This window comes from Paenibacillus sp. JT22N12 (assembly GCF_056269365.1).
Window position 1 is genome coordinate 38,365 of sequence record NZ_JBWDNU010000022.1, and the last position, 24,076, is coordinate 62,440.

A 24,076-nucleotide genomic window follows, 5' to 3' on the forward strand; every position below is an offset into this window, starting at 1 on the left:
TGAATAAAGAAAAGCCCTTATCGAAAGTTCGAAAAAAGAGCATGTTTCCGTCAGGCGCTTTCCGGGTATAAAAACGGAAAGTCTCATATCAAGTAATTTTGCCCAAAATGTGAACAATTTATGTCAAAACCGCTCTTTTACTCTCATAAAATAGCGCTTGACATTTTAGTTGACTAAAGAGAAAGAGCCCATTTTAATACTGACATTTTATAATGATATCACATCAAGCAAATGAAGTCAACAAATTCTTCCTTGCCTGGTTATGTTTTTTTGACTGCCCGAAATACCCGGTAGCCCTTGTCTTTCGTCACCTCTTCAACATTGCCAAAAATGGATTCCAGCTTCAATTCAGCCGAAGGTGCTCCTTGCTTTTTTTGAATAACCACCCACATCGCCCCCCCGGGCTCAAGCAGCTGCGCGCCTTCCTCGAATATCCGGTGAACTACCGTTTTGCCGGCTCTGATTGGCGGATTGGTGATGATGGTATCGAAGATTTGCCCTGAGATCGCCCCGAACAGATCACTCTGCAGAACGGTCACATTGGTCAGAGCGTTAAGCTTTGCATTCTCTGCTGCCAATTGTACAGCCCGCTCATTCACATCAATCATTGTTACATGTCCCTGATCCGCGAGTCTGGCTGCCGACAATCCAATCGGTCCATAACCGCAGCCCACATCCAGCACCCTCGAATTTTTTGCCAGTTCAAGCGCCTCAATGAGTACGCGGCTCCCATAATCGACAGCGCCTTTTGAAAATACGCCAGCATCTGTCACAAATTTCAGTTTTTGTCCGCGCAGCACGGTTTCATGGAACTGGCGATCATGTTTGACATCGGGGGTTTGTGTGAAGTAGTGATCCGACATCATATCCCTCCACTCTAAAGCTTGTATGTACTGCTAATCAATAAAACGAACCCCTTGAAGCCAAAGCCTCAAGGGGTTCGCCGCTATAAACAAGCTTGCTACTACTTCACTTCTACGGAAGCGCCTGCTTCTTCAAGCTTCGCTTTAACCGCTTCGGCTTCTTCTTTTGCTACTTTTTCTTTAACTGCTTTTGGTGCATTATCAACAAGATCTTTTGCTTCTTTCAGGCCAAGACCTGTAATTTCGCGAACGACTTTGATAACGTTGATTTTGGATGCGCCAGGACCGTTAAGGATAACGTCGAATTCTGTTTGTTCTGCAACTTCTGCAACCGCAGCTCCGCCGCCCATTGCTACTGGTGCAGCAGCAGTTACGCCGAATTCTTCTTCAATTGCTTTAACGAGATCGTTCAGTTCAAGAACGTTCATGCCTTTAATGGCTTCCAGGATTTGCTCTTTACTCATGGTTGAACCTCCAAATGTTTTTTGTTTTTTTGTAAATACCTATATCTGTGCCCGGTTGAGCCGGACCCGTTTTTTACGCTTCTTGCTTCTCTGCCACTGCTTTAACCGCAAGGGCGAAGTTCCGCATAGGAGCCTGCAGGACGCTGAGGAGCATGGAGAGCAAACCTTCGCGTGATGGAAGATCCGCCAGCGCTTTGATTTGATCAGCATTCATGACTTGGCCTTCAACAACGCCGCCTTTTAGTTTCAAAGCGTCATTCTTTTTAGCGAAATCATTCAACAGCTTAGCAGGAGCAACTGCATCGTCTTTGCTAAATGCAACAGCGGTTGGGCCTGTAAGAACTGCATCCAGTTCAGACAATTCCGCACCGGCGGTAGCACGACGCACAAGCGAATTTTTCAGCACTTGAAACTCGATGTTCGCTTCGCGAAGCTGTTTGCGGAGCTCGGTAATTTGCTTCACGTTCAATCCACGGTAATCTGCAACTACTGTGCAGGAAGACTCGCGGAGTTTCGACGAGATTTCGTTAACCGATTGTTGTTTTCTTTCGATAGTTTTAACGTTTGCCATTTTCGTACACCTCCCGTTATGTTCTCGGGCATCCCGCTTTCAACGAAGGATTTCTTCCTCGATGCATGAGAAAAGCCCCCGCAGCTATAGCGAAGGCCATGATGGTCCGTCAACATTTCATCCAAAAAAAGATTGAAATGAACAAACACTTTTATCATAACACCTCGGTAGGAAATTAAGCTTCAGCAGCACCTACTGTCTACGGTATGCGTATGCGATTGTTAAATGTTGCTCCTCTTAGCGGTATACGGACGCATTAACGCGTGCGCCAGGACCCATTGTCGAGGAAACAGCAATATTTTTCAGGTAAATACCTTTTGCAGCTGCCGGTTTTGCACGGTTCAGCGCTTCGATAAGCGCACGAAAGTTCTCGTTCAGCTTCTCTGCGTCGAATGATACTTTACCGATCGGAGCATGGATTTGACCTGCTTTATCAAGACGATACTCGATTTTACCGGCTTTGATCTCTTGAACAGCCTTCGTTACGTCAAACGTTACGGTACCCGCTTTCGGGTTAGGCATTAGACCTTTACCACCGAGAATACGACCCAGTTTACCAACCTCAGCCATCATGTCCGGAGTAGCGACACAAACGTCGAATTCGAACCAGCCTTGTTGGATTTTGGTGATCATGTCAGCATCGCCAACAAAATCCGCGCCTGCCGCTTCCGCTTCTTTGGCTTTATCGCCTTTTGCGAAAACAAGCACACGTTTGGTTTTACCAGTACCATGGGGAAGGACAACTACGCCACGAACCGCTTGGTCCTGCTTTCTTGGGTCTACACCCAAACGAACAGCAACTTCAACAGACTCATCGAATTTAGCTGTCGCCGCCTTTTTAACGAGATCAATCGCCTCTGAGGCTTCGTAGGTTGCTTCGCTGTCAATCAGCTTGGCAGCTTCTTGGTATTTCTTACCGTGCTTAGCCATTGAAAATTTCCTCCTCGTGTGGTTATAACGGAAAATCCTCCCTGTTGGAGATCCTCCCACTTACAACAAAAGAATATCTTTTGCTGCGCCTTAAGCATCGCAGGCTCTATTAGTCTTCGATGACAACGCCCATACTGCGCGCCGTACCTTCAACCATGAGCATTGCCGCTTCAACTGAAGCCGCGTTAAGGTCAGGCATTTTTTGCTCCGCAATTTCACGAACTTTCGAACGTTTAACGGTAGCTACTTTCTTCTTGTTCGGTTCACCTGATCCTTTTTCGATTCCTGCTGCAACGCGCAATAAAACGGCTGCCGGTGGAGTCTTGGTGATAAAAGTGAATGAACGATCTTCAAATACGGAGATTTCAACCGGAATAATCAAACCGGCTTGGTCAGCTGTGCGTGCGTTGAATTCTTTACAGAACGCCATGATGTTAACGCCTGCTTGACCGAGTGCAGGACCGATCGGCGGAGCCGGGTTCGCTTTACCTGCTGGGACTTGCAATTTTACCATCTTGATGACCTTTTTTGCCATGATGCACACCTCCTTGCTCAAATAATCCCTTTGGCCGCGGTGATGGAATCATCACGCAACCCGTATTGCCCGAAGACAACGCAGGAAAACGAAGATCAGATCTTCTCCACCTGAGTATAGTCCAGCTCAAGCGGGGTTTCCCGTCCAAACATGTTGACGTGCACCTTGAGTTTGCTTTTGTCCAGCAGAATTTCTTCCACCGTACCGACAAAATCAGCAAAAGGTCCAACCTTCACCCGAACCGTTTCCTTCAAATCGAATTCGATTTTCGGTTTAGGCTCATCAATACCCATGTGGCGCAAGATTTGCTCCACCTCATCAGGCAGAAGCGCAGTCGGTTTTGAGCCGGAACCAGTGGATCCGACAAACCCGGTCACGCCAGGGGTATTACGAACCACATACCAGGAGTCATCGGTTTGAACCATTTCCACAAGAACGTAGCCGGGGTAAACTTTACGCATGACGATCTTTTGCTTACCGTCTTTGTTTACCACTTCTTCTTCCATAGGAACAAGAACGCGGAAGATTTTATCTTCCATGCCCATAGATTCAACACGCTTCTCCAAGTTCGCTTTTACCTTGTTTTCGTACCCTGAGTAGGTATGCACAACATACCATCTTTTTTCCATTTCCATAACTAGCCACCCTTGGCCCCTTCTTAAACGATCAGTTCGACCAATGCGGAAATGCCGATGTCAAGAACCCAGAAGTAAATGGTAACCACTATAATCGTTATTACTACAACGAGAGTATAGCTTGTCAACTCTTTACGGCTTGGCCAACGAACCTTCTTCAGTTCCGCGACGCTGTCAGAAAAAAAGGAAAAAGTCGACCCGAAACTTTGCCTCATCTTAGCAAAAAATGACACTTCCACACCTCCCAATTGACCTATCTTGTCTCGCGATGAGGAGTATGTTCGTTACAGAACTTACAAAACTTCTTCATCTCGATGCGGTCGGGGTGATTCCGTTTGTTCTTGCTGGAAGCGTAGTTTCTTTGTTTGCAGTTTGTGCAAGCCAACGTAATAATTACCCGCATTGCTGTACACCTCCCGAATTACCATAAATAAAAAAAGTTCGAATCCATTAAACCCTGATTGTATGTGGAACAAGCAAGATTCAAGATTCAAAGCCCATCAAAAAAAGACCTATTTCAGGGCTACCTGAAATACTTTATCATATGCAATATGCCGTGTCAAGAAAAACGCAACTCTAGACCGGGAGTAGACCTTGAATCACCGTACAATTCCCAACCGTCCGCAGCAAAAATTGAAGATGTTCTGTTACTCCCATTATGCGCGGCATGTGAGAGTTTCAAACCTTCCCCGCCACACTTTCATATAACGGATGTCAGTTTGACAGAGGATCAGTTATAAATTAAAAAAGAGCCTGACCGGCTCCTCTGTCCATCGTTTAGAATTTATAAGCCTACATACCGCACTTTCTAGACACGTCGATCAAAAAAAGCCTGCTTCGCCGTACAAGACGGCGCAAGTCATTTACCCCATCAATCAGTTGCTGATGTTACGGATTTCCAGATACCGCTCCAGCTTACGCTTAACACGCTGCAAAGCATTATCAATTGACTTTACATGCCGATCCAAATCCACAGCGATCTCCTGATAGGAGCGCCCGTCCAAATACAGCATCAGCACCTTGCGTTCCAGATCACTTAAAATCTCGGACATCTTGTCTTCCAAACCAACAAACTCTTCCTGGTTGATAATAAGCTCTTCGGGGTCGGAAACGCGGGTTCCGCAGATGACGTCAAGCAGTGTGCGGTCGGAATCTTCATCGTAGATAGGTTTGTCCAGCGAGACATAGGAATTGAGCGGGATATGCTTCTGGCGGGTAGCCGTCTTGATCGCTGTAATGATCTGACGCGTGATGCAAAGCTCCGCAAACGCCTTGAAGGATGCAAGCTTGTCCCCTTTGAAATCGCGGATTGACTTGTAAAGCCCGATCATGCCCTCTTGTACGATATCCTCGCGGTCAGCCCCGATCAGAAAGTAGGATCTGGCCTTGGCACGCACAAAATTCTTGTACTTATTAATTAAATATTCCAGCGCTTCGCCGTCACCCTCACGAACCGCTTCTACAATATCTTCGTCCGTTCTGCAGTCATAGTCCAGCGGTTTCCACTCTTTGAGGTCGATGCTCACGAACAATCCCTCCGGCTCGAAAGGCGTGCATTGCGCAAAATTTAACCGAACGCAATCATTTTCGTTGATTAGGTTACGTGTAACACTATGCCACTACAGGAAACGATACCAAGCCATAACTAACTTCTACCAGATCCGTTCAGAAACATAGAATCAGTATACATTATGTAACCTTGGGCCGTCAATCAACTTCCTATCGATAAAACTTTAATTAAATAGAAAAATTGGAAGTTAGTCCCGTTTCAAGCGGGATTCGCGTCAAGTATTGTGACATTATTGAATGTGAATTAAAGACAAACTGAGTTAGTTCTGCCCACGGCGCCATCGTTCAAGCTTTGTCCGGACTTCCAGACTCAGATTGGTATCCAGCTCATTACGCTGATGGGACTTGTCCTCTATCGTGCGTTCGATCGCCTTGCGGTTCTGCTCGATATCGATCAGCAGCTCCCGTGCGGATATCCTGAGAGCGCCTTTGCCAAAAGCGACATGCTGCTCAACCAGATCGGAAGTCGCCACATAGAGATTGCGGCTGCGCAGCGCAAGCTCCGAAGCCAGACGTTCAATACATGAATCGGCCGTTTCTTTCTCTTTTGTATAGACTACAGAGATTCTGAACTGGTTAAAAGCCGATCCTGTGCCAGGAACCTGATGAGCATCAAATACGACCGTGACGGACATGCCTGTGAATCCCTGATAATCAGCCAGCATCTCCAGCAGCTTATCGCGTGCGCCCTCCAAATCAGTATCGCGCATTGCAGCAAGAACCGGCCATGCTCCAATCATGTTGTAGCCGTCCACAAGCAGTACATCATCACGCCGTCGCATTGCCTAGAGGCTCCGGCGCTGCCGCAGCACTTCGTACATCAGCACACCAGCAGCCACCGAAGCATTTAAAGAATTCAGATGCCCGTTCATCGGCAGCTTGATCAGAAAATCGCATTTTTCACGGATCAGCCTGCCGATGCCTTTGCTCTCATTGCCAATGACAAGCGCGAGCGGCATATCAAACTTTGTGGACGAGGCATACACATCCTGATGTGCGCCAACATCCGCACCCGCAACCCAAATTCCCGCTTCTTTCAGCTTATCGATCGTCTGTGCAATATTGGTGACCCGGGAAACAGCAACGTATTCCACAGCACCCGCGGAGGTTTTCGATACCGTTGCCGTAAGCGATGCGGATCGGCGTTTGGGAATAATCACGCCATGCACTCCCGTGCACTCCGCCGTCCTGAGAATCGACCCCAGATTATGGGGATCCTCGATTTCATCAAGCAGCAGCAGAAAAGGCATTTCTCCGCTTGAACGAGCCCTCTCCAGCAGCTCATCCAGCTCAAAATAGCGGTAGGCAGCGGCTTGAGCGACAACGCCTTGATGGGTTGTGCCTTCGGCCATTTGATCAAGCTTGCGTTTATCGGCAAACTGAACGATAATTCCCGCCTTTTTCGCCTCGGCTATGATAGGAGCCGCATTTTTCTGAGATTGCTCGGCAATCCATATTTTATTGATTTCCCGCCCGGAGCGCAGCGCCTCCATGACCGGATGCTTGCCTGCAATCCATTCTTCTTGTGAATCCTGTTGCGAATCTTGCTCAGTCATCTGTTGTCCTCCTCGAATTTGCCGATCGCTGCAGCTGGTTCGTCAAAGGCAACTGCCATTAGCTCACGAAGCCGCTCTGTCTGTTTCTCATAATACAAATAGCCGACTAAACATTCCAACGCCGTCGCCTGACGGTAATCTGCGAGATTGGCATTTTTCGGGGGGGCACCCGATTTGGCGTTCCTTCCGCGGCGGACGATGTCCGCTTCCTGCTCCGTGAGCAGCGGCTGCCACCGCTCAAGAAGCGCGCACTGGGCTTTTGCAGAAACGAAGCCGGTTGCCAGGCGGTGCAGATGATTCGACTTGTGATTCGGCTGCGCAATCAAATATTGTCGAACCATCATCTCAAAAACCGCGTCTCCCAAATAGGCCAGCACGACCGGATTTATTTGATTGGGCTGTTTGGCCGGGGGATGGAACCAAAGTCCCTGATTTCGGTCTTCCATCATTTGCGCCGCCAGCGAATGCCCTGAGGGGTATCCTCCAGAATAATCCCTTGATCCGCCAGCAAATCGCGGATTTCATCCGCGCGTTTCCAATTTTTCGCCGATCTCGCGTTCGTCCGTTCGACAATTAACGCATCAATATCCGAATCGAGCAATTCTGCAGCACCTGAAGCCGGCAATAGCCCAAGAACGCGGTCAAGGGATTCAAACGCCTTGATCAGCAGCTGCAAGCCTTCAGTTGATGCAACCGGACGCTGCAAATATTGATTAGCCTCACTGACAAGCTCAAATACAGCCGTTATTGCATCCGGGGTATTAAAATCATCATCCATTTTTGTGTTAAACTCGCTTTGAATACCCTCTATTCGGATTTGAAGCGCAGCTGCCTCTTCATCTTTCTCGCTTACCGCGACAGCCAAACGGTGATGCAGGTTGCTGTAGCAGTTGGCAATCCGCTCCACGCTGTTCTCTGCCTGCGCAAGCGTCTCATCGCTAAAGTTCAGCGGACTGCGGTAATGGGCCGACAGCATGAAATAACGGATTGCTTCCGGTTTTACCCGCTTCAACAGCTCATTGACCGTAATTCCATTGCCGAGGGATTTCGACATTTTCTCATTATTAATGTGAATATATCCATTATGCATCCAATACCTGGCGAGCGGTTTCCCTGTGAAGGACTCAGACTGCGCAATTTCGCACTCATGATGCGGAAATTGCAAATCATGTCCGCCACCGTGAATATCCAGCGTATCTCCCAGATACTTGCGTGCCATTGCGGAGCATTCGATATGCCATCCGGGGCGCCCTGCTCCCCAAGGGCTTTCCCAATACACTTCTCCGGGCTTCGCCGCTTTCCATAGGACGAAGTCCTGGCCGTTCTCCTTGCGGCGGTCCACTTCAATCCGGATACCCAGTTGCAGCTCCTGCATATTTTGATGCGACAACTTCCCATAATCCTGGAATTTGCTCGTACGGAAGAAAACATCACCGCCGCTTTCATAAGCATAGCCGGTGTTGACCAAGCCTTCAATTAAAGCCAATATTTCCGGAATATGATCGGTCACACGCGGATTGATGGTCGCCCTATGCACGCCCAGTCCTTCGATATTGCTGTTGAATGCATGGATAAATTTCTCCGCCACTTCCGCAACGGTCATATCGAGCTGTTCCGCCTTGCGTATCAGCTTATCATCCACATCGGTAAAATTAACGACATAATTCACCTGATATCCAACAGCTTCCAAATACCGCCTCACTACATCAAAAAAGATCACAGGCCGTGCGTTGCCGATATGAATATAATCATACACGGTCGGACCGCATACATACATTTTCACCTGCCCAGGCTCCTGGGATATGAAGTCTTCCTTGTTTCGGTGCATCGTATTATAAATTTGCAAAGTCATATTCTCGGATCTCCTCCAGCAATAGGTTGCTTTTGCCTCTCGCGCTCAAGCTCGGACCTTAAATTCTCAATTTCCTTGTGCATCTCACGAAGCATTTCAATGACCGGGTCAGGCAGCTGGGCATGATCCAGCCGGTCCTTCACCCGCTCGCCGTTCTTCCTGACTATTCTTCCGGGAATTCCGACAACAGTACTGTTGGACGGCACCTCCCGGAGTACAACCGAATTGGCGCCAATATTTACATTATCCCCGACCTTGAACGATCCAAGCACTTTGGCCCCCGATGCGATGACTACATTATTGCCGATTGTCGGATGCCGTTTTCCTTTTTCCTTACCGGTTCCCCCAAGAGTCACACCTTGATAAATGACGACATTATCGCCAATCTCGCATGTTTCGCCAATTACGACGCCCATACCGTGGTCAATGAACAACCGGTCTCCGATCGTTGCACCTGGATGGATTTCAATGCCCGTAAAGAAACGGCAGATTTGAGAAATCAGGCGCGCAACCGTGTACCAGCGCAGCTTATACAGGCGATGGGCAATACGATGAGACCATATGGCATGCAAACCCGAATAGGTGAATACGACCTCGAATTTGCTGCGTGCTGCCGGATCATTATAAAGCACCGTATCTATATCGGATTTTATATGGCGAAACATGGTCAAGACTCCTCTCGGAAAGGCATTGCCATCAAACTGTACCGACCGCATGATTGGTCATGCAACTCTGGGCATAAAGAAAAGCCCCTGCAGCCCGAGGGCTGCAGAGGCGTGTGGACGCGGTTCCACTCTGCTTGGAGATCCGTACAAAGACCCCCATCTTAAAGTCCATAACGCGGACGAATCGTCACGTTCTACCCCGCACTCTGCAAGCTGAATTCTCCTGCTGCACCTGTTACGGACAACAAAAGAAATTCCGCCCGCATGCGCGGATCGAAAGAGCGGCTCCCAGGCGCAATGCTGCATTTCAAGGAATGAACGACTCCCAGCCTATTCAAAATGGCAGACATCCTGCATTCATGTGCAGCTGTTCCAATTTGAAAGGTCGCTCTCTCTGGATTCCTCTCGGAAATGAACAATCCTGTTCCAAGCCTTTAGACCGATACAACTTGATAATTAGGTACTACAAGTATAGCGGACTGCCGATTAACTGACAAGTGCCCTTGCATTCAAGACGAGCCCGGTTATCGGCAAAAGATGAATTAATTTAACCGGAAACGCAAACGTTTCTCCACTTTGACTTTGCCCAGCAGAGCGATTGTACGATTAAGATCCGGTCCATGGGTCTGTCCGGTCAGCGCGGCACGTATAGGCATAAACAGCTGCTTTCCTTTGAAGCCTGTAGCCTGCTGTACTGCTTTGATTGCCGCCTTGATGCCATCAGCATCCAGGGACTCCATTGATGCCAACTGCCCGGCGAAGCCCTGCAGCACCGCTGGGACCTGCTCCTCGGCGAGCACAAGCTTCGCTTCCTCTTCATCGTTCATTTCATCCTCAAAGAATAAGTTCGTCAGCGGAACGATATCTGCAGCGCAGTGCAGTTTATCCTGATACAGCCCTATCAGGTCGCTTGCCCATTCCCTCCCGCTCTCATCCAAAACCTCCGGGAGCCGGCCGGCATTCTGTAAATGAGGCAGACAGAGATCAACTACGCGAGTCAGCTCCGTCTTTTTCAGGTACTCATTGTTCATCCAGCTCAGTTTGGCTGTATCGAAGAAAGCCGGGCTTTTGCTCAGTCTGGCGGGATCAAAGGCTTCAATAAGCTCATCGCGTGTGAATATCTCCTGCTCGCCCTCCGGAGACCAGCCGAGCAGTGTAATAAAGTTGAACATTGCCTCCGGCAGGTAGCCCAGCTTATCATATTGCTCAATAAATTGAATAATGGATTCGTCGCGTTTGCTCAGCTTCTTGCGCTGTTCATTCACAATAAGCGTCATATGTCCGAATACGGGCGGCGTCCAGCCGAATGCTTCATAGATCAGCAGTTGCCTTGGCGTATTTGAGATATGGTCTTCTCCGCGGAGCACATGACTGATTGCCATGAGATGATCATCAAGGGCAACCGCGAAATTATAAGTGGGAATGCCGTCCTTCTTCATAATAACGAAATCGCCGATTCCATCGGATTCAAAGCTGATTTCGCCCTTTACGATGTCACTGAACGTCATGGTTCGGCCTTCCGGAACGCGAAAGCGGATACTGGGTACACGGCCTTCCGCCTCAAATGACTGCCGCTGCTCTTCGGTTAAATCGCGATGCTTGCCGGAATACCGCGGCATCTCTCCGCGCGCTGTTTGTTCTTCCCGCTCCGCTTCCAGCTCTTCCTCCGTGCAGTAGCACTTATAGGCCAGACCTTTGGCAATCAAGTCCTGCCAATATTCGCGGTAAATGTCGAGCCTCTCTGTCTGACGGTATGGCCCATATCCCCCTCCGACATCAACGCTCTCGTCCCAGTCGATGCCCAGCCACTTGAGATAGGTAAGCTGACTTTCCTCGCCGCCCTCAATATTCCGTTTCAGGTCAGTATCTTCGATACGTATAATAAACTTCCCGCCCAGACTGCGTGCGAACAAATAGTTGAATAAGGCCGTTCTCGCGTTGCCGATATGCAGATGCCCTGTAGGTGACGGCGCATACCGCACCCGAATATTCTCTGACATGGTATTCAATACTCCTTCCATGATGTTCCGTTTTCAACCGATCATAGCATAGTCTTGACGAGGCAGACAACTGATTGGGCAGCAATCCCTTCGCCCCGTCCGGTAAAACCAAGCTGCTCCGTTGTGGTTGCCTTCACATTTACCTGAGATGGCTCATCCGCCTCCAGCGCACGTGCAATGACTTCTGCCATCTGAGGAATAAAAGGCGCCATCTTGGGACGCTGCGCAATAATAGTCGAATCAATGTTGCCCAATTTATAGCCGCGCTCTTTCACGAGCTGCCAGATATGCTCCAGAAGCTTCAGGCTGTCCGCGTCCTTAAAGGCCGGATCGGTATCGGGGAAATGCTTACCGATATCGCCGAGTCCAAGGGCGCCCAGTACTGCATCGCTGATTGCATGCAGCAGCACGTCGGCATCGGAATGGCCGAGCAGTCCCTTCTCATAGGGAATCGTCACTCCGCCGATAATACATGGCCGCCCTTCTACCAGTTGATGCACATCAAAGCCTTGTCCAACTCGAATCATTCCCGATTTCCCCCTCTATTCATTTCCCTGATTGTCTTTGTTCAAATGGGCCGCAAGCAGAAATTCCGCCCATGGCAAATCGTCAGGTGTCGTAATTTTTATATTGGTATAATCGCCTTCTGCAACTGTAACGGGTACACCGAGACGTTCTACGACCATGGCATCATCCGTTCCGACAAAGCCGTCCGCCGCCGCCCTCTCATGCGCTTCCAGCAGCAGGGAACGCCGAAAAGCCTGCGGCGTTTGTATCGCCCACAAGCTCCGGCGGTCAGGTGTCGCCACGATCACACCGGCTTCACCAACCTGCTTGATTGTATCTTTAACGGGCACAGCAAGCACAGCGGCTCCGGTTTTTACCGCTTGAGCCATACAAGAGCGTACGGCCTTGGCAGTTACTAATGGACGCACACCATCATGCACCATGACCCATTCCATTTCCTTGCTCAGCGACTGCAGTCCGGTCCGAACCGAGTGCTGACGCTCACTGCCGCCAGCCAGCACGGCCTTGACCTTAACCAGCAAGTTATCCCGTACAATCGATTCGACGCGGGCCGTATCATCAGGGCCTACAACCAAGACAACCTCGCTGACCTCATCCAACATCTCAAATCGTTCCAGCGTATGGACAATGATAGGCTTGTCCTGCAAGAGCAAATACTGCTTGCTCTCCTTCGTTCCCATCCGTGTTCCGCGTCCGGCCGCCACGACGACGACGCCCCAATTTGCCTGTCCTGCCTGCATGCCCTTCAACCGCCTCGCTATAAACTGTAAACCTCGATGCTCCCGCCTGATGGAGACATCATCCGTTTACTATCATAACGTGTTACTGCGCTTTTTCCAACAGCTTTGGCTTGGCAAAAATCATCCGGCCTGCCGAGGTTTGAAGAACGCTCGTCACGAGCACCTCCATCGTTGTTCCGATGTATTCCCGGCCGCCCTCCACCACGATCATGGTTCCATCGTCCAAATAGGCGACTCCCTGACCATGCTCCTTGCCATCCTTGATCACCTGAACCACAATTTCTTCGCCGGGGAGAACGACCGGCTTCACCGCGTTGGCCAAATCATTAATATTAAGTACAGAAACACCTTGAAGCTCGCATACCTTGTTCAGGTTAAAATCATTCGTGACCACCTTGCCATGAAGCACCTTGGCGAGCTTGACCAATTTGCTGTCCACTTCTCCCTCTTCCATGTCCCCTTCATAAATAAGGACTCTCACATCCAGTTCCTTCTGAATTTTATTCAGAATGTCCAGTCCACGACGACCGCGGTTTCGTTTGAGCAGATCCGAGGAATCGGCAATATGCTGCAGCTCTTCAAGCACAAACTCTGGTATTACAAGTGTCCCTTCAATAAATCCGGTTTTGCAAATATCGGCGATTCGGCCGTCGATAATGACACTTGTATCCAAAATTTTATGCTCTTCATAGCTGCTGTCATCTTCGCCATTATTACTTTTGCCGCGTTCCATAATCAAACTCATCCGTTCGGTCAGTTCCTCCCGTTTGCTAAGCCCGATCCGCATACCCGCATACCCGAGCACCAGCATGGCTGCTATGGGAATGAATTGCCCGGCGCCCGTCAATCCGGCAACCGCAGGATATAGCAGCGCAGATAGTCCCAGACCGATCATAAGCCCCAATACCCCGGAAAACAGATCCCCAGTGGGCATCGAGGATATACGGTCAGCTCCCTGCTGAATCCACCGGATCAGCGGTACTGCAAGCATCGAGGCCAGCACCAAGCCGCACAAAGCTCCAATACCGACATTCATATAATAGCTGCCGGACCGCTGCATCATCCCGTAGGAAGACTCCGTCCATAGTGTCCCTATATTCATCCAGCTGTGCATCTGAGCGCCCAGGACCCCGCCAAAACATAAACCAAACAATTGAATCATTCGTTTCATCATAATTCCACCTCCTTTACAATTATGTTCCAATTTCTCGGAGGTTAATCGTAGGGAAGGGTGAAAGTATTAGAAATTATTAACCTTGGTCGATAAAGCAGACAAATTACGCAAAACGGTTTTGAATTACTGGCGGTCGAAGCTTATAATAAGAGGAGCACTGCCAATCCCGAAACGAGGTGGAATCGATGAGCGCCCCAACATTGGATCAATTTCAGCAACAAGTGTCTGAACTGCTTTTGCGTCATCGCAGTTTGCTTGATGTTTTATCGAAATACGGCCAATCCGGTGCCTCCGTTAATCGAGCTGTTGCTAAATCGGTGACGGAATGCGGTTGTATCGAGTTAAATGCTAAAAGGCAAGAATACACAGATGAAATAAATTTGGAACAAGCCAAAAATACTCTTCATTACCACGTCAGCGGTGAATTGTGCGAGCATTGCAGAGATGCTATTAAGGGCGAGCTTGGCCGTAACCTGTTCTACATGTCAGCCATGTGCAATCTCCTCGACATTCAGCTTGACGATGTAGTTGCCCAGGAATCTGACAAGTGCTCGACATTAGGACTCTTCAACCTGACCTAAAGTAATCGCATCGCAGAGCTGTAACAGGATCATATAAAAAACAAACCGCCTGACTCATCCTTTGCGGGATGAGCAGGCGGTTTGTTTTTACATTTTTCACAGGCAGCTCTATGCACCATGCTCAGTAGGTATGATCTCTTCAAGCAATTCGGCTTGTTTCCGGCGCTTGCGATTTCGCCCTGGAAAAGGGAGACGCCGGTCAACGTTTTTTTTTAGGCCGTACAGCGCGTAAATAACCAAGGGTATAAAGAGGATCTTGGACAACTGATTATGAAACAGGATGCCCAGTACTACCGTGACGACAATGATGATAGGGACAACCCAAATCGCACTTTTGGGGATGCCCATTTTTTTGAAGCTGGGGTATTTAATTGTACTCACCATGAGAAAGGAAAGCACCAGCGTGCTTCCCATCAATACTGCAACTGATATATCCTTGTGAAACAGCGCGAGTGTTGCAAGCACGCCTCCTGCCGCCGGAATGGGCAATCCGATAAAATAACCCGGCATGCTGGATATGACATTAAATCTGGCCAACCGCAGAGCACCGCATATGGGAAACAGCGCGGTAATAATCCACGCGGCCGCCGAGCTCAGCTCCTGGAAGGCTACACTATACATAATAAAAGCCGGAGCAACGCCGAACGAGATCACATCCGAAAGTGAATCCAGCTCCTTGCCGAATTCACTTTGCGCATTCAGGGCGCGGGCCACCCGGCCATCCACGCCATCCATCAGCATCGCAATGATAACCATCATCGCAGCGATTTCCGGTTTTGAATTTTCTGGAAAAACGAGAATAATGGCGACGATACCCAAAAATAAATTCGCCACCGTAAAAAGACTCGGTATCGACTTCGTGATCATTTTGTTCCACCTCATCTTTACTATGCCCCAAAACCATTTTTTACAGTTATTAGCGATTTACATGGTTATCCACATTCTAACATTGTATGTGATTTAAATATGTCTGTCAATGAACATCTGTTCCTGAATCCGCTTCAGCCCTTCTTTAATCGCGCGCGCCCGCACTTCCCCGATGCCATCCACGGAGTCCAATTCCTCAATAGTGGCCATTAAAATATGGGGCAGCCGCTCGAAACGGTCCACCAGATTATTCATAATAACGGTAGGCAGGCGCGGGATACGGCTGAGCAGCCTATAGCCCCGAGGGGCTATCATTTCTTCAGAGGCCACACTGGTACCCGTGTATCCCAGCAGTTTAATAATTGAACTATTATCAAATAATTCCTCTGAATTCAATTTATGGATGCCTGCGCGAATTTCACGAATCTTGTCCTCATGGGGATTTTTCGCATAATCCTTTATTAAAAACCAGGCTTCTTCCTCAACGCCGCCAACCAATTCTTCCATCTGCATACTGATAAGCCGGCCTTCTGTCCCCAGCTCATTGACGTATCGTTTAATCTCCATCTTCACACGAATGAGCATCTCCATGCGTTTGACGACATGAGCCACCTCATGCAGCGTAACCAATTCTTCAAACTCCAGAGCTGATAAATTCGTAAACGCCTGATTGAGCACCGTTTTATATTTTTCCAGTGTTTGTATGGCTTGGTTCGCCTTGGTCAGAATAACGCCCATCTCTTTGAGCGAATAGCGAAGCTGACCCTGATACAGAGTAATAATGTTGCGCCTTTGCGAAATGGAAACCACCAACTTGCCGGTCTGCTTCGCAACCCGTTCGGCCGTCCGGTGCCGGATTCCCGTCTCAACCGATGAAATGGAACTGTTGGGAATCAGCTGAGTATTGGCATACAAAACCCGCTTGCGGTCCTCACTCAAAATAATGGCGCCGTCCATTTTGGCAAGCTCATACAGATAGTAAGGGGAGAAGTCGCAATTGATCGAAAATCCGCCATCAACGACCTCCATAACCTCAGGACTGTATCCAACAACGATCAGCGCGCCGGTTTTTGCCCGCAACACATTGTCCAGTCCTTCCCGAAAAGCCGTGCCTGGTGCGACCATTTGCAGCAGTTGATTCATAACTTCTAGTTGATTCGGCTCCTTCATCATCTTCCCCCTCTTATCCGAGTGCTGCCGAGAGGGCTTCTGCCACTGTCTCGACCCCAATTATTTCGATACCCGCAGGCGGACTCCAGCCCTTCAAGCTTTTCGTTGGCATAATCACACGTTTAAAGCCCAGCTTATGCGCTTCCTTGACCCGCTGCTCTGCACGCGAAACGGCCCGAACTTCTCCAGTCAAGCCAATTTCACCAAAAACGACATCGAATGGCCTTGTCGGCGCATCGCGAAAGCTTGATGCAATGCTTACCGCTGCTGCCAGATCAACAGCGGGTTCGTCCAGCTTGACGCCGCCCGCCACATTCAAATAGGCATCCTGCGTCTGCAAAAACATACCCATCCGTTTTTCCAATACGGCAATGATGAGCGACATCCTATTGTGGTCTATACCGGTTGACATCCGCCTTGGCGAAGGGAAATTCGTTGTCGCTACAAGTGCCTGGAGCTCCACCAATACTGGACGCGTTCCCTCCATACTGGCCACTACGGTCGAACCCGATACGCCAAGCGGACGTTCCGAGAGGAAGAGTTCAGACGGATTGCTAACTTCACGCAGACCCAGCTCTCCCATTTCGAATATCCCGATTTCATTGGTGGATCCGAACCGATTCTTGACTGCCCGGAGCAGCCGGTAGGAATGATGCCGTTCTCCTTCGAAATAAAGGACACAATCCACCATATGCTCAAGCAATCGGGGTCCAGCAATCGCTCCCTCCTTTGTAACGTGCCCGACAAGGACAGTGGCGATTCCCTTCACTTTGGCCACGCGCATGAAATGAGCCGTACATTCACGAACCTGGGAAACACTGCCGGGTGCTGAAGAGACACTGGGATCATATACCGTCTGGATGGAGTCGATGACGAGAAAATCCGGCTCCAGCGACTCGATCGCATCGCTGATCTGATCCATATTCGTCTCGCAAAGCACATATAGCTTTTCGGTAAGCGCCCCCAGGCGATCGGCCCTCAGCCTTGTTTGTCTGACCGATTCCTCTCCGGAAATATAAAGGACCGTAAGACCCTGGGAGGCTAACGCATGGGAGGTTTGCAGCAGCAGCGTCGATTTCCCGATGCCGGGATCCCCGCCAACGAGAATGAGCGATCCGGGAACAACCCCGCCGCCAAGCACACGATTGAGCTCCAGGAGGGTCGTTTCAATTCTGGGCTCCTGCTCATTATCTATGTGTATGATGGATTGCGGCTTTTCTTTCGTCTGAATAAGTCTGGAACCCATTCCAGGCGTCTTGACTACAGATTCCTTTTCTTCGACCATCGTATTCCATTCCCCGCAGCCAGGGCATTTCCCCAACCATTTGGGCGATTCCGTTCCGCATTCCGTACAAGCGAATTTTATTTTAAGTTTTGCCATGAGCGGCTCCTTATACATATTACTTATCATTCAAAGTTTACCATTTCTAGAGGATGGGATAAACCCTTAAGCGCGCTGTCCAAATAAAAGTTTCCCGCTCAGCAATACACCACCGGGCGGGAAACAGATGATTATCGATAAAGTTGAGAATTACGGTATTTATTGCTCGTTGGGTGTACGTGAAACAAGTACATTATGAATCGTCATTTTCGATCCCAGCATGACACTTTCGCCCTGCGGCGAAGCTTGGTCGGCTTGTCCTTGGCTGCCGTGTTGGACTTGCTGCTCCTGCCCGCCGCTCTGCGGGTGCTGACCTTGGGATTGGCTTTGCGATTGCCCACCCGGGCTGCCTGCACGCTTGGCGTGGGCTTGACGGAAGGAATCGCTGTTCACCCAACTCTCAAATGAAGGCTTGTCTGCCCAGTGGGTACATACCTTTAATTCGTCATGTTCTTCCAAGTCTTCTGTGAAGAGAACTTCCATTCGAATAAATCCGGGGGTTAATTCAACACCCTTGGAATTTTGAAAACGCTGCGCCACTTCTTCCCCATGGCCTTTTTTTACTTTTATCGTATTCACAACAACGATCATTATTATTACCTCCTCAGGGGTCTAGCGAACATTCAACTACGCCAAATGACAACTCACTCTAATCATACGCTGATTTGCTGGATGTAGCAAAAAAACCTTGCCCCTGACGGGCTTTCGCTAAGTAAGCGAAGCGCCTTCAGGGGCAGGGTTTTAGAAAAATTATTTGGCTTACTTGGTCGCTGGCTCTCCAGCTGCCGGTGCTGATGGCGAAACCGTCAGCGCACCGTCTTTCTCATCAATTGTAAGCGTATCGCCTTTGTTGATATTACCTGTCAACAGATCCTCAGAAAGCCGGTCTTCAATATGCTTCTGAATCGCACGACGCAGCGGACGGGCGCCGTACTGTGGATCGTAGCCTTCCTTAGCCAGGAACGCTTTGGCCGAATCTGTAAGCGTGAAGTCTACTTCCTGCTCACGAAGCCTTTTGCGCAGCTCCTCGGACATTAAGGTAACGATTTGAGCAATATGCTCTTCTCCAAGCGAATGGAATACAATCGTTTCATCAATCCGGTTAAGGAATTCTGGACGGAAGCTCTTTTTCAATTCCGCGAGCACTTTTTCTTTCATGATATTAAAGTCACGGCCTGCATCCTGTGCGGCTGTAAATCCAAGCGACGTGTTGCGCTTGATTTGATCCGCACCGACGTTCGAGGTCATGATAATCAGCGTATTGCGGAAATCGACGACACGGCCTTTGGAGTCCGTTAAACGGCCATCCTCCAGCACCTGCAGCAGGATGTTAAAGACATCCGGATGCGCCTTCTCGATCTCATCAAGCAGAACAACCGAGTATGGTTTGCGGCGTACTTTCTCGGTGAGCTGGCCGCCTTCCTCGTAGCCTACATAACCTGGAGGTGCGCCGACCAGACGTGAGGTCGAATGCTTCTCCATATATTCCGACATATCGATACGGACAACGGCATTCTCATCACCAAACATTGCTTCCGCCAGTGCGCGGGCAAGCTCGGTTTTACCAACACCGGTAGGTCCGAGGAAGATAAATGATCCCATAGGACGCTTCGGATCCTTCAGGCCGGCACGGGCACGGCGCATAGCGCGGGATACCGCTTTGACGGCTTCATCCTGACCGATAACACGGTCATGAAGAATATCTTCCATTTTGAGCAGCCGCTGCGTTTCTTCCTCAGCCAGCTTGCTCACCGGAATTCCCGTCCAGCTGGCAACCACCTGAGCGATATCCTCCGGTGTGACCTCCGAATCCGTACGGCCTTGTTTTTCTTTCCATTGATTCTTGGTCACATCAAGCTCTTCGCGAATCTTCTGTTCCGTATCACGAAGGGCAGCAGCCTTCTCGAATTCCTGGCTTTGAACCGCCGAGTCTTTTTCCTTGCGGATATCCTCGAGACGATTTTCCAGCTGTTTCAAATTAGGCGGTACCGTATAGGATTTAAGGCGTACTTTGGAGCTGGCCTCATCGATTAGATCAATCGCTTTATCCGGCAGGAAACGGTCCGTAATATAACGGTCCGAAAGCTTAACCGCCTGCTCGATCGCTTCATCCGTTATTTTCACACGGTGATGGGCTTCATAACGGTCGCGAAGTCCATGAAGGATAAGAACAGCTTCCTCCGGCGAAGGCTGATCAACAGTAATCGGCTGAAAGCGGCGTTCCAACGCGGCATCTTTCTCAATATACTTGCGATATTCATCCAGCGTCGTGGCGCCGATGCATTGCAGCTCGCCACGTGCCAGAGCTGGTTTCAAAATATTCGAAGCGTCAATCGCACCTTCTGCACCGCCTGCTCCAATAAGCGTGTGAAGCTCATCAATAAACAATACGATATTTCCGGCTTGGCGAATTTCGTCCATAATTTTTTTCAGACGGTCTTCAAATTCACCGCGATATTTGGTTCCGGCAACAACAGAGCCCATATCGAGCGTCATAACGCGTTTGTCACGCAGCGTCTCCGGAATTTCACCTGCGATAATTTTCTGAGCCAGCCCTTCGGCAATGGCTGTTTTACCTACGCCAGGTTCGCCGATGAGAACAGGATTGTTTTTGGTTCTGCGGCTGAGCACTTGAATGACGCGCTCAATCTCTTTGCCCCGTCCAATAACAGGATCCAGGTTATTATCTTTGGCATAAGCGGTCAAATCGCGGGCAAGGCCATCCAGCGTCGGTGTACTTACATTAGCCGGTGCGCCATGGTTGCTCGAGACCGCTTCGCTGCTGCCTAGGAGCTGCAGGACCTGCTGCCTGGCTTTGTTCAGGCTGATGCCCAAATTATTAAGTACGCGGGCGGCAACGCCTTCCCCTTCGCGGATCAAGCCGAGCAGAATATGCTCTGTTCCTACATAGGTATGACCCAGCTTACGCGCTTCATCCATCGAAAGTTCAATTACTTTCTTCGCTCGCGGCGTATACGCAATGTTGGTCGGCTGCTCTTGTCCGCGGCCGATAAGCGTCTCGACTTCATCCTGGATTTTTTCCAGGCTCAGACCAAGTCCGATAAGGGCTTTGGCAGCAATGCCTTCCCCTTCACGATTAAGCCCAAGTAAAATATGCTCTGTTCCAATATTATTGTGACCTAGACGAACCGCTTCTTCTTGTGCAAGTGCAAGTACCTTCTGCGCACGTTCCGTGAATCTGCCAAACATCATGTTTACACACCCCCATGATCGGATTTACTTAGTTGTAATTGCTGACGTATAAGCTCTGCCCGCCTGATATCCCGCTGCTCGGTATTCATTTTTTCATTAAACACCTGCTGCAGAAAACCCGGCTGCATTAAAACCATCATTTCATTCATTACAAGCGGCGATACCCCTTTGATCAGACCAAGATCGATTCCTAGCCGGACATCGGATAACCGCTGGCCAGCTTCTTTGGAATCCATTATGGTCGCATGTGACAAAATTCCGTAGGAACGGTAAATCCGATCCTCCAACCGAATCTGCGACTCCTCCAGCATACGCTGACGCGCCGCCTTTTCGTGCTCAATAATTTGTTTGGCTACGCTGTGCAAATTATCGATGATCTCTTCCTCGGATTGTCCCAGCGTAATCTGATTGGATACCTGAAACAAATTGCCTAACGCTTCACTGCCTTCTCCGTAAATTCCCCGCACTGCCAGCCCTACTTGAGTAATTGCCGTCAAAATACGGTTGATCTGATGCGTCATGACAAGCGCAGGCAAATGCATCATGACCGAAGAACGAATACCTGTACCGACGTTCGTCGGACAACTGGTCAGATAACCACGGCGTTCATCAAAGGCGTAATCGGTTGCTTCTTCAAAAATATCGTCAATGCGGTTAGCCAAGCTCCAGGCTTCTTTTATTTGAAAACCGGGATACAAGCATTGGATCCGCAGATGATCCTCTTCATTCACCATGATACTGACGGATTCGTTTTCACTTAATATAAGTGCCCCGCAGCGTGACTCATTCGCAAGGTTCGGACTTATGAGATGCTTCTCAACGAGCACTCTGCGTTCAAGCTCGCTCAGCTCGGAAAGCTCAATCGTCTCAAACCGGTCAATCTCACCCAGCTCGGGAGAAGATCCCATAGCGGTGAGATTCTCCATAACCTCCTGCGCCTGTTCGTTTGTGGCGAGCATCGGAAAAGGATGGCTCCGTAAATTACGGGCGATCCGAACTCGACTGCTGATAACAATATCTGAATCAGGCCCAGCTTCTCTCATCCATTCACTTAAGGCTTCCTGTACAAAAGATCGCTCCGACAAAAACGGTTCCTCCTTCCGTGCTTAGCCTAAACATCTGTAACCTTACCTTCCAGTTCACGAATCTGGTCGCGGATTTTAGCTGCGTTCTCAAACTCCTCGCATTCTATTCGCTGCTGCAGATCGGCCCGAAGGTCCTCAATTTCACGCTTGAGCTGAATTTGTCCGCCCGTACGCTTCGGAATCTTGCCGACATGCGACGAGTTGCCGTGAACACGCTTGAGAATCGGATCCAGCTTGCTGCCAAAAGTCGTGTAGCATTCGCTGCAGCCGAACCGTCCCATCTTGCTGAACTGTGTATAGGTAAGACCACATGTTTCACAGCGTAATTGCTGCGGCCTTGCACCAAAGGCGTTTACTCCGCTTGCAGGTTCAAAGTCGAGCAGTCCGGATAACAAACTGTGAATGGAGAATCCGTTGGATACACCCGGCAACCCTTCTCCTTTTTCACGTGCGCAGGATTCGCAAATATGAAATTCCGTTTTTTCTCCATTTACAATTTTCGTAAAATGAAGTGAAGCCGGTTTATTACCGCATTCCTGACAAAGCATTCCGTACTATCCCTCCTCCTGCAAGGTTCAAGAAAAATCGCATCCATGGTTCTCATTCTCCCATTAAGGTTAAGCAAGTTCAAGCTGACCTTATAGGAGTGAAGCAGTACTCATCGGGATTTGACGAGCAATGTAATCAACATCGCTTTCAGGAGTCGCGCCCTTATTTCATCCCGCAAGGGGAGCTTTACGGCGATCGCTTCACGGGAGATTGCAGCCCTCAGCAGATTGCCTTCCCGCTTGGATACAAGCTGCGCTTCTTCCAGCTGATAAATAAGCCCCTCGGCCGCTCCTTGATCCACCTGATCGCCAATGGTCTGAGCAATATGCCCTTGGATGACCGTTAACGTCGGCAGCTCAATGCGTTGAATACGGATATATCCGCCTCCACCGCGCTTACTTTCAACAAAGTAGCCCTTCTCCAGTGTAAACCGGGTGCTGATTACGTAATTAATTTGTGAAGGAACACAGGAAAAGCGATCCGCCAAATCATTACGCTGCAATTCAACCGCACCATCGGAGCTCTCCTGCAGCATATGCTTCAAATACTGCTCAATGAGATCGGAAATGTTGCGCATTTCACCAACCTCCCTAAAATGCAACCAACAACAGCTAAGCAGTCAAGCAGCATCAAAATCATTCAATATTCTAATTAATTGACTTTGACTTTCTTTGACTTTAACTTTATTATACGCATTTTTTTTAAAACGTCAAGCCGCGTGTCTTGGTTTTCTGATCTGCTATTAGCTTGGGCGTATCTGCCGCTTTTATACGTCAGAATGTTCATTACTTGATACCGGACAAAGCAAAAGATCTTTGCGGCTTGAAGGGAGGCTGTTCTATTCTTTACCTTTTCTGGGCCGCTGCCGAAACATTTGCTTAATTGACTTCACGCTGAACCAGCTAATTTGTACAATTAAAATTAAATAAAGCGAATAATTAAAGATGTGAAATATCGGTATCCTTTTCTTGCTACTTTGATGCACTCTTCAATATTGACGACTACGATTAAAAAGTTTCATCTTATACGGAAACAAGCCAGCAGACAACAAAAAACCGACCGCAGAACTGCGGTCGGCTTCTCGTGCTTGGCAACGTCCTACTCTCCCAGGACCCTGCGGTCCAAGTACCATCGGCGCTGAAGGGCTT

The 24,076-nt window shown here is 49.2% G+C and carries 27 protein-coding genes and 1 other annotated feature; of the genes, 1 reads left to right on the forward strand and 26 read right to left on the reverse strand.

Annotated elements, in window-relative coordinates:
• Positions 1-260 precede the first annotated feature (260 nt).
• From AC0YOA_RS36330 to AC0YOA_RS36415, 18 genes are all read right to left on the reverse strand, one after another.
• A complete protein-coding gene (locus AC0YOA_RS36330; protein WP_475790678.1) occupies positions 261-863 on the reverse strand; it encodes a class I SAM-dependent methyltransferase in 603 nt (200 codons plus the stop codon).
• Positions 864-964: 101 nt separating this feature from the next.
• Complete coding sequence (gene rplL / locus AC0YOA_RS36335) at positions 965-1,327, reverse strand: 50S ribosomal protein L7/L12 (protein ID WP_210046680.1); 363 nt, start codon at positions 1,325-1,327, stop codon at positions 965-967.
• Positions 1,328-1,400: 73 nt separating this feature from the next.
• Positions 1,401-1,898, reverse strand: coding sequence for a 50S ribosomal protein L10 (gene rplJ / locus AC0YOA_RS36340; RefSeq protein WP_210046681.1), 498 nt, complete (start codon positions 1,896-1,898; stop codon positions 1,401-1,403).
• 59 nt (positions 1,899-1,957) lie between these two features.
• Positions 1,958-2,121 (reverse strand) — a sequence feature (ribosomal protein L10 leader region).
• A gap of 14 nt (positions 2,122-2,135) precedes the next feature.
• Positions 2,136-2,828, reverse strand: coding sequence for a 50S ribosomal protein L1 (rplA, locus tag AC0YOA_RS36345; RefSeq protein WP_475790667.1), 693 nt, complete (start codon positions 2,826-2,828; stop codon positions 2,136-2,138).
• Between the two features lie 109 nt (positions 2,829-2,937).
• The gene (rplK, locus tag AC0YOA_RS36350) at positions 2,938-3,363 is read right to left on the reverse strand and encodes a 50S ribosomal protein L11 (protein WP_210046683.1); all 426 of its coding nucleotides are present in this window, start codon (positions 3,361-3,363) and stop codon (positions 2,938-2,940) included.
• A 95-nt stretch (positions 3,364-3,458) separates the two neighbouring features.
• Positions 3,459-3,992 (reverse strand): transcription termination/antitermination protein NusG, encoded by a 534-nt coding sequence (nusG, locus tag AC0YOA_RS36355; RefSeq protein ID WP_210046705.1) that lies wholly within the window; start codon positions 3,990-3,992, stop codon positions 3,459-3,461.
• A gap of 29 nt (positions 3,993-4,021) precedes the next feature.
• Entirely contained in the window at positions 4,022-4,231 is a 210-nt protein-coding gene (gene secE / locus AC0YOA_RS36360; protein WP_475790668.1) for a preprotein translocase subunit SecE, read from the reverse strand.
• 20 nt (positions 4,232-4,251) lie between these two features.
• A complete protein-coding gene (gene rpmG / locus AC0YOA_RS36365; protein ID WP_183604319.1) occupies positions 4,252-4,401 on the reverse strand; it encodes a 50S ribosomal protein L33 in 150 nt (49 codons plus the stop codon).
• Between the two features lie 472 nt (positions 4,402-4,873).
• Complete coding sequence (gene sigH, locus AC0YOA_RS36370; protein WP_210046685.1) at positions 4,874-5,524, reverse strand: RNA polymerase sporulation sigma factor SigH; 651 nt, start codon at positions 5,522-5,524, stop codon at positions 4,874-4,876.
• A gap of 303 nt (positions 5,525-5,827) precedes the next feature.
• Positions 5,828-6,349, reverse strand: coding sequence for an NYN domain-containing protein (locus tag AC0YOA_RS36375; protein WP_210046686.1), 522 nt, complete (start codon positions 6,347-6,349; stop codon positions 5,828-5,830).
• A 3-nt stretch (positions 6,350-6,352) separates the two neighbouring features.
• Entirely contained in the window at positions 6,353-7,123 is a 771-nt protein-coding gene (rlmB, locus tag AC0YOA_RS36380) for a 23S rRNA (guanosine(2251)-2'-O)-methyltransferase RlmB (RefSeq protein WP_475790669.1), read from the reverse strand.
• Positions 7,120-7,569: a Mini-ribonuclease 3 gene (locus AC0YOA_RS36385; protein WP_379114377.1), complete on the reverse strand. Its 450-nt coding sequence runs from the start codon at positions 7,567-7,569 to the stop codon at positions 7,120-7,122. Before AC0YOA_RS36385 ends, rlmB begins: the two co-directional genes overlap by 4 nt.
• Positions 7,569-8,975, reverse strand: coding sequence for a cysteine--tRNA ligase (gene cysS / locus AC0YOA_RS36390; protein WP_475790670.1), 1,407 nt, complete (start codon positions 8,973-8,975; stop codon positions 7,569-7,571). Before cysS ends, AC0YOA_RS36385 begins: the two co-directional genes overlap by 1 nt.
• Complete coding sequence (gene cysE, locus AC0YOA_RS36395; RefSeq protein WP_475790671.1) at positions 8,972-9,640, reverse strand: serine O-acetyltransferase; 669 nt, start codon at positions 9,638-9,640, stop codon at positions 8,972-8,974. Before cysE ends, cysS begins: the two co-directional genes overlap by 4 nt.
• Positions 9,641-10,182: 542 nt before the next feature.
• On the reverse strand, positions 10,183-11,640 hold the full coding sequence (gene gltX, locus AC0YOA_RS36400) for a glutamate--tRNA ligase (protein WP_475790672.1): 1,458 nt from the start codon (positions 11,638-11,640) through the stop codon (positions 10,183-10,185).
• Positions 11,641-11,681: 41 nt separating this feature from the next.
• The gene (gene ispF / locus AC0YOA_RS36405) at positions 11,682-12,167 is read right to left on the reverse strand and encodes a 2-C-methyl-D-erythritol 2,4-cyclodiphosphate synthase (protein ID WP_475790673.1); all 486 of its coding nucleotides are present in this window, start codon (positions 12,165-12,167) and stop codon (positions 11,682-11,684) included.
• A gap of 15 nt (positions 12,168-12,182) precedes the next feature.
• Positions 12,183-12,908, reverse strand: a complete 726-nt coding sequence (ispD, locus tag AC0YOA_RS36410) for a 2-C-methyl-D-erythritol 4-phosphate cytidylyltransferase (protein ID WP_475790674.1) — start codon at positions 12,906-12,908, stop codon at positions 12,183-12,185.
• A gap of 82 nt (positions 12,909-12,990) precedes the next feature.
• On the reverse strand, positions 12,991-14,082 hold the full coding sequence (locus tag AC0YOA_RS36415; protein WP_475790675.1) for a PIN/TRAM domain-containing protein: 1,092 nt from the start codon (positions 14,080-14,082) through the stop codon (positions 12,991-12,993).
• Positions 14,083-14,267: 185 nt separating this feature from the next.
• Between AC0YOA_RS36415 and AC0YOA_RS36420 the strand changes: the two genes are divergently transcribed.
• On the forward strand, positions 14,268-14,663 hold the full coding sequence (locus tag AC0YOA_RS36420; RefSeq protein WP_210046695.1) for a nucleoside triphosphate pyrophosphohydrolase family protein: 396 nt from the start codon (positions 14,268-14,270) through the stop codon (positions 14,661-14,663).
• A gap of 108 nt (positions 14,664-14,771) precedes the next feature.
• Here AC0YOA_RS36420 and pssA read toward each other — a convergent pair whose 3' ends face one another.
• The 8 genes from pssA to AC0YOA_RS36460 form a co-directional block, all read right to left on the reverse strand.
• Positions 14,772-15,530 carry a CDP-diacylglycerol--serine O-phosphatidyltransferase gene (pssA, locus tag AC0YOA_RS36425; protein ID WP_475790679.1) on the reverse strand — a complete coding sequence of 253 codons (759 nt, stop codon included), beginning with the start codon at positions 15,528-15,530 and terminating at the stop codon, positions 14,772-14,774.
• A gap of 93 nt (positions 15,531-15,623) precedes the next feature.
• Positions 15,624-16,700: a DNA integrity scanning diadenylate cyclase DisA gene (disA, locus tag AC0YOA_RS36430; RefSeq protein ID WP_210046707.1), complete on the reverse strand. Its 1,077-nt coding sequence runs from the start codon at positions 16,698-16,700 to the stop codon at positions 15,624-15,626.
• 13 nt (positions 16,701-16,713) lie between these two features.
• On the reverse strand, positions 16,714-18,081 hold the full coding sequence (radA, locus tag AC0YOA_RS36435; RefSeq protein WP_210046696.1) for a DNA repair protein RadA: 1,368 nt from the start codon (positions 18,079-18,081) through the stop codon (positions 16,714-16,716).
• 159 nt (positions 18,082-18,240) lie between these two features.
• Positions 18,241-18,672, reverse strand: a complete 432-nt coding sequence (locus AC0YOA_RS36440; RefSeq protein ID WP_475790676.1) for an antibiotic biosynthesis monooxygenase — start codon at positions 18,670-18,672, stop codon at positions 18,241-18,243.
• A gap of 168 nt (positions 18,673-18,840) precedes the next feature.
• A complete protein-coding gene (locus AC0YOA_RS36445) occupies positions 18,841-21,294 on the reverse strand; it encodes an ATP-dependent Clp protease ATP-binding subunit (RefSeq protein ID WP_475790677.1) in 2,454 nt (817 codons plus the stop codon).
• Between the two features lie 2 nt (positions 21,295-21,296).
• Positions 21,297-22,337 carry a protein arginine kinase gene (locus AC0YOA_RS36450; protein WP_475772691.1) on the reverse strand — a complete coding sequence of 347 codons (1,041 nt, stop codon included), beginning with the start codon at positions 22,335-22,337 and terminating at the stop codon, positions 21,297-21,299.
• Positions 22,338-22,405: 68 nt separating this feature from the next.
• Complete coding sequence (locus AC0YOA_RS36455; RefSeq protein WP_210046700.1) at positions 22,406-22,927, reverse strand: UvrB/UvrC motif-containing protein; 522 nt, start codon at positions 22,925-22,927, stop codon at positions 22,406-22,408.
• A 110-nt stretch (positions 22,928-23,037) separates the two neighbouring features.
• A complete protein-coding gene (locus AC0YOA_RS36460; RefSeq protein WP_210046701.1) occupies positions 23,038-23,505 on the reverse strand; it encodes a CtsR family transcriptional regulator in 468 nt (155 codons plus the stop codon).
• Positions 23,506-24,076: the final 571 nt, after the last annotated feature.

Coding starts and splice junctions, on each gene's coding strand:
- rplJ (WP_210046681.1), bottom strand. CDS start 1,898: ATGGCAAACGTTAAAACTATCGAAAGAAAACAACAATCGGTTAACGAA.
- rpmG (WP_183604319.1), bottom strand. CDS start 4,401: ATGCGGGTAATTATTACGTTGGCTTGCACAAACTGCAAACAAAGAAAC.
- AC0YOA_RS36455 (WP_210046700.1), bottom strand. CDS start 22,927: ATGCTTTGTCAGGAATGCGGTAATAAACCGGCTTCACTTCATTTTACG.
- AC0YOA_RS36375 (WP_210046686.1), bottom strand. CDS start 6,349: ATGCGACGGCGTGATGATGTACTGCTTGTGGACGGCTACAACATGATT.
- radA (WP_210046696.1), bottom strand. CDS start 18,081: ATGGCAAAACTTAAAATAAAATTCGCTTGTACGGAATGCGGAACGGAA.
- AC0YOA_RS36445 (WP_475790677.1), bottom strand. CDS start 21,294: ATGATGTTTGGCAGATTCACGGAACGTGCGCAGAAGGTACTTGCACTT.
- disA (WP_210046707.1), bottom strand. CDS start 16,700: ATGAAGGAGCCGAATCAACTAGAAGTTATGAATCAACTGCTGCAAATG.
- rplA (WP_475790667.1), bottom strand. CDS start 2,828: ATGGCTAAGCACGGTAAGAAATACCAAGAAGCTGCCAAGCTGATTGAC.
- gltX (WP_475790672.1), bottom strand. CDS start 11,640: ATGTCAGAGAATATTCGGGTGCGGTATGCGCCGTCACCTACAGGGCAT.
- ispD (WP_475790674.1), bottom strand. CDS start 12,908: ATGCAGGCAGGACAGGCAAATTGGGGCGTCGTCGTCGTGGCGGCCGGA.
- cysS (WP_475790670.1), bottom strand. CDS start 8,975: ATGACTTTGCAAATTTATAATACGATGCACCGAAACAAGGAAGACTTC.
- AC0YOA_RS36440 (WP_475790676.1), bottom strand. CDS start 18,672: ATGATCGTTGTTGTGAATACGATAAAAGTAAAAAAAGGCCATGGGGAA.
- AC0YOA_RS36450 (WP_475772691.1), bottom strand. CDS start 22,337: ATGAGAGAAGCTGGGCCTGATTCAGATATTGTTATCAGCAGTCGAGTT.
- nusG (WP_210046705.1), bottom strand. CDS start 3,992: ATGGAAAAAAGATGGTATGTTGTGCATACCTACTCAGGGTACGAAAAC.
- AC0YOA_RS36420 (WP_210046695.1), top strand. CDS start 14,268: ATGAGCGCCCCAACATTGGATCAATTTCAGCAACAAGTGTCTGAACTG.
- rlmB (WP_475790669.1), bottom strand. CDS start 7,123: ATGACTGAGCAAGATTCGCAACAGGATTCACAAGAAGAATGGATTGCA.
- AC0YOA_RS36330 (WP_475790678.1), bottom strand. CDS start 863: ATGTCGGATCACTACTTCACACAAACCCCCGATGTCAAACATGATCGC.
- AC0YOA_RS36385 (WP_379114377.1), bottom strand. CDS start 7,569: ATGGAAGACCGAAATCAGGGACTTTGGTTCCATCCCCCGGCCAAACAG.
- rplL (WP_210046680.1), bottom strand. CDS start 1,327: ATGAGTAAAGAGCAAATCCTGGAAGCCATTAAAGGCATGAACGTTCTT.
- AC0YOA_RS36460 (WP_210046701.1), bottom strand. CDS start 23,505: ATGCGCAACATTTCCGATCTCATTGAGCAGTATTTGAAGCATATGCTG.
- rplK (WP_210046683.1), bottom strand. CDS start 3,363: ATGGCAAAAAAGGTCATCAAGATGGTAAAATTGCAAGTCCCAGCAGGT.
- ispF (WP_475790673.1), bottom strand. CDS start 12,167: ATGATTCGAGTTGGACAAGGCTTTGATGTGCATCAACTGGTAGAAGGG.
- pssA (WP_475790679.1), bottom strand. CDS start 15,530: ATGATCACGAAGTCGATACCGAGTCTTTTTACGGTGGCGAATTTATTT.
- AC0YOA_RS36415 (WP_475790675.1), bottom strand. CDS start 14,082: ATGATGAAACGAATGATTCAATTGTTTGGTTTATGTTTTGGCGGGGTC.
- cysE (WP_475790671.1), bottom strand. CDS start 9,640: ATGTTTCGCCATATAAAATCCGATATAGATACGGTGCTTTATAATGAT.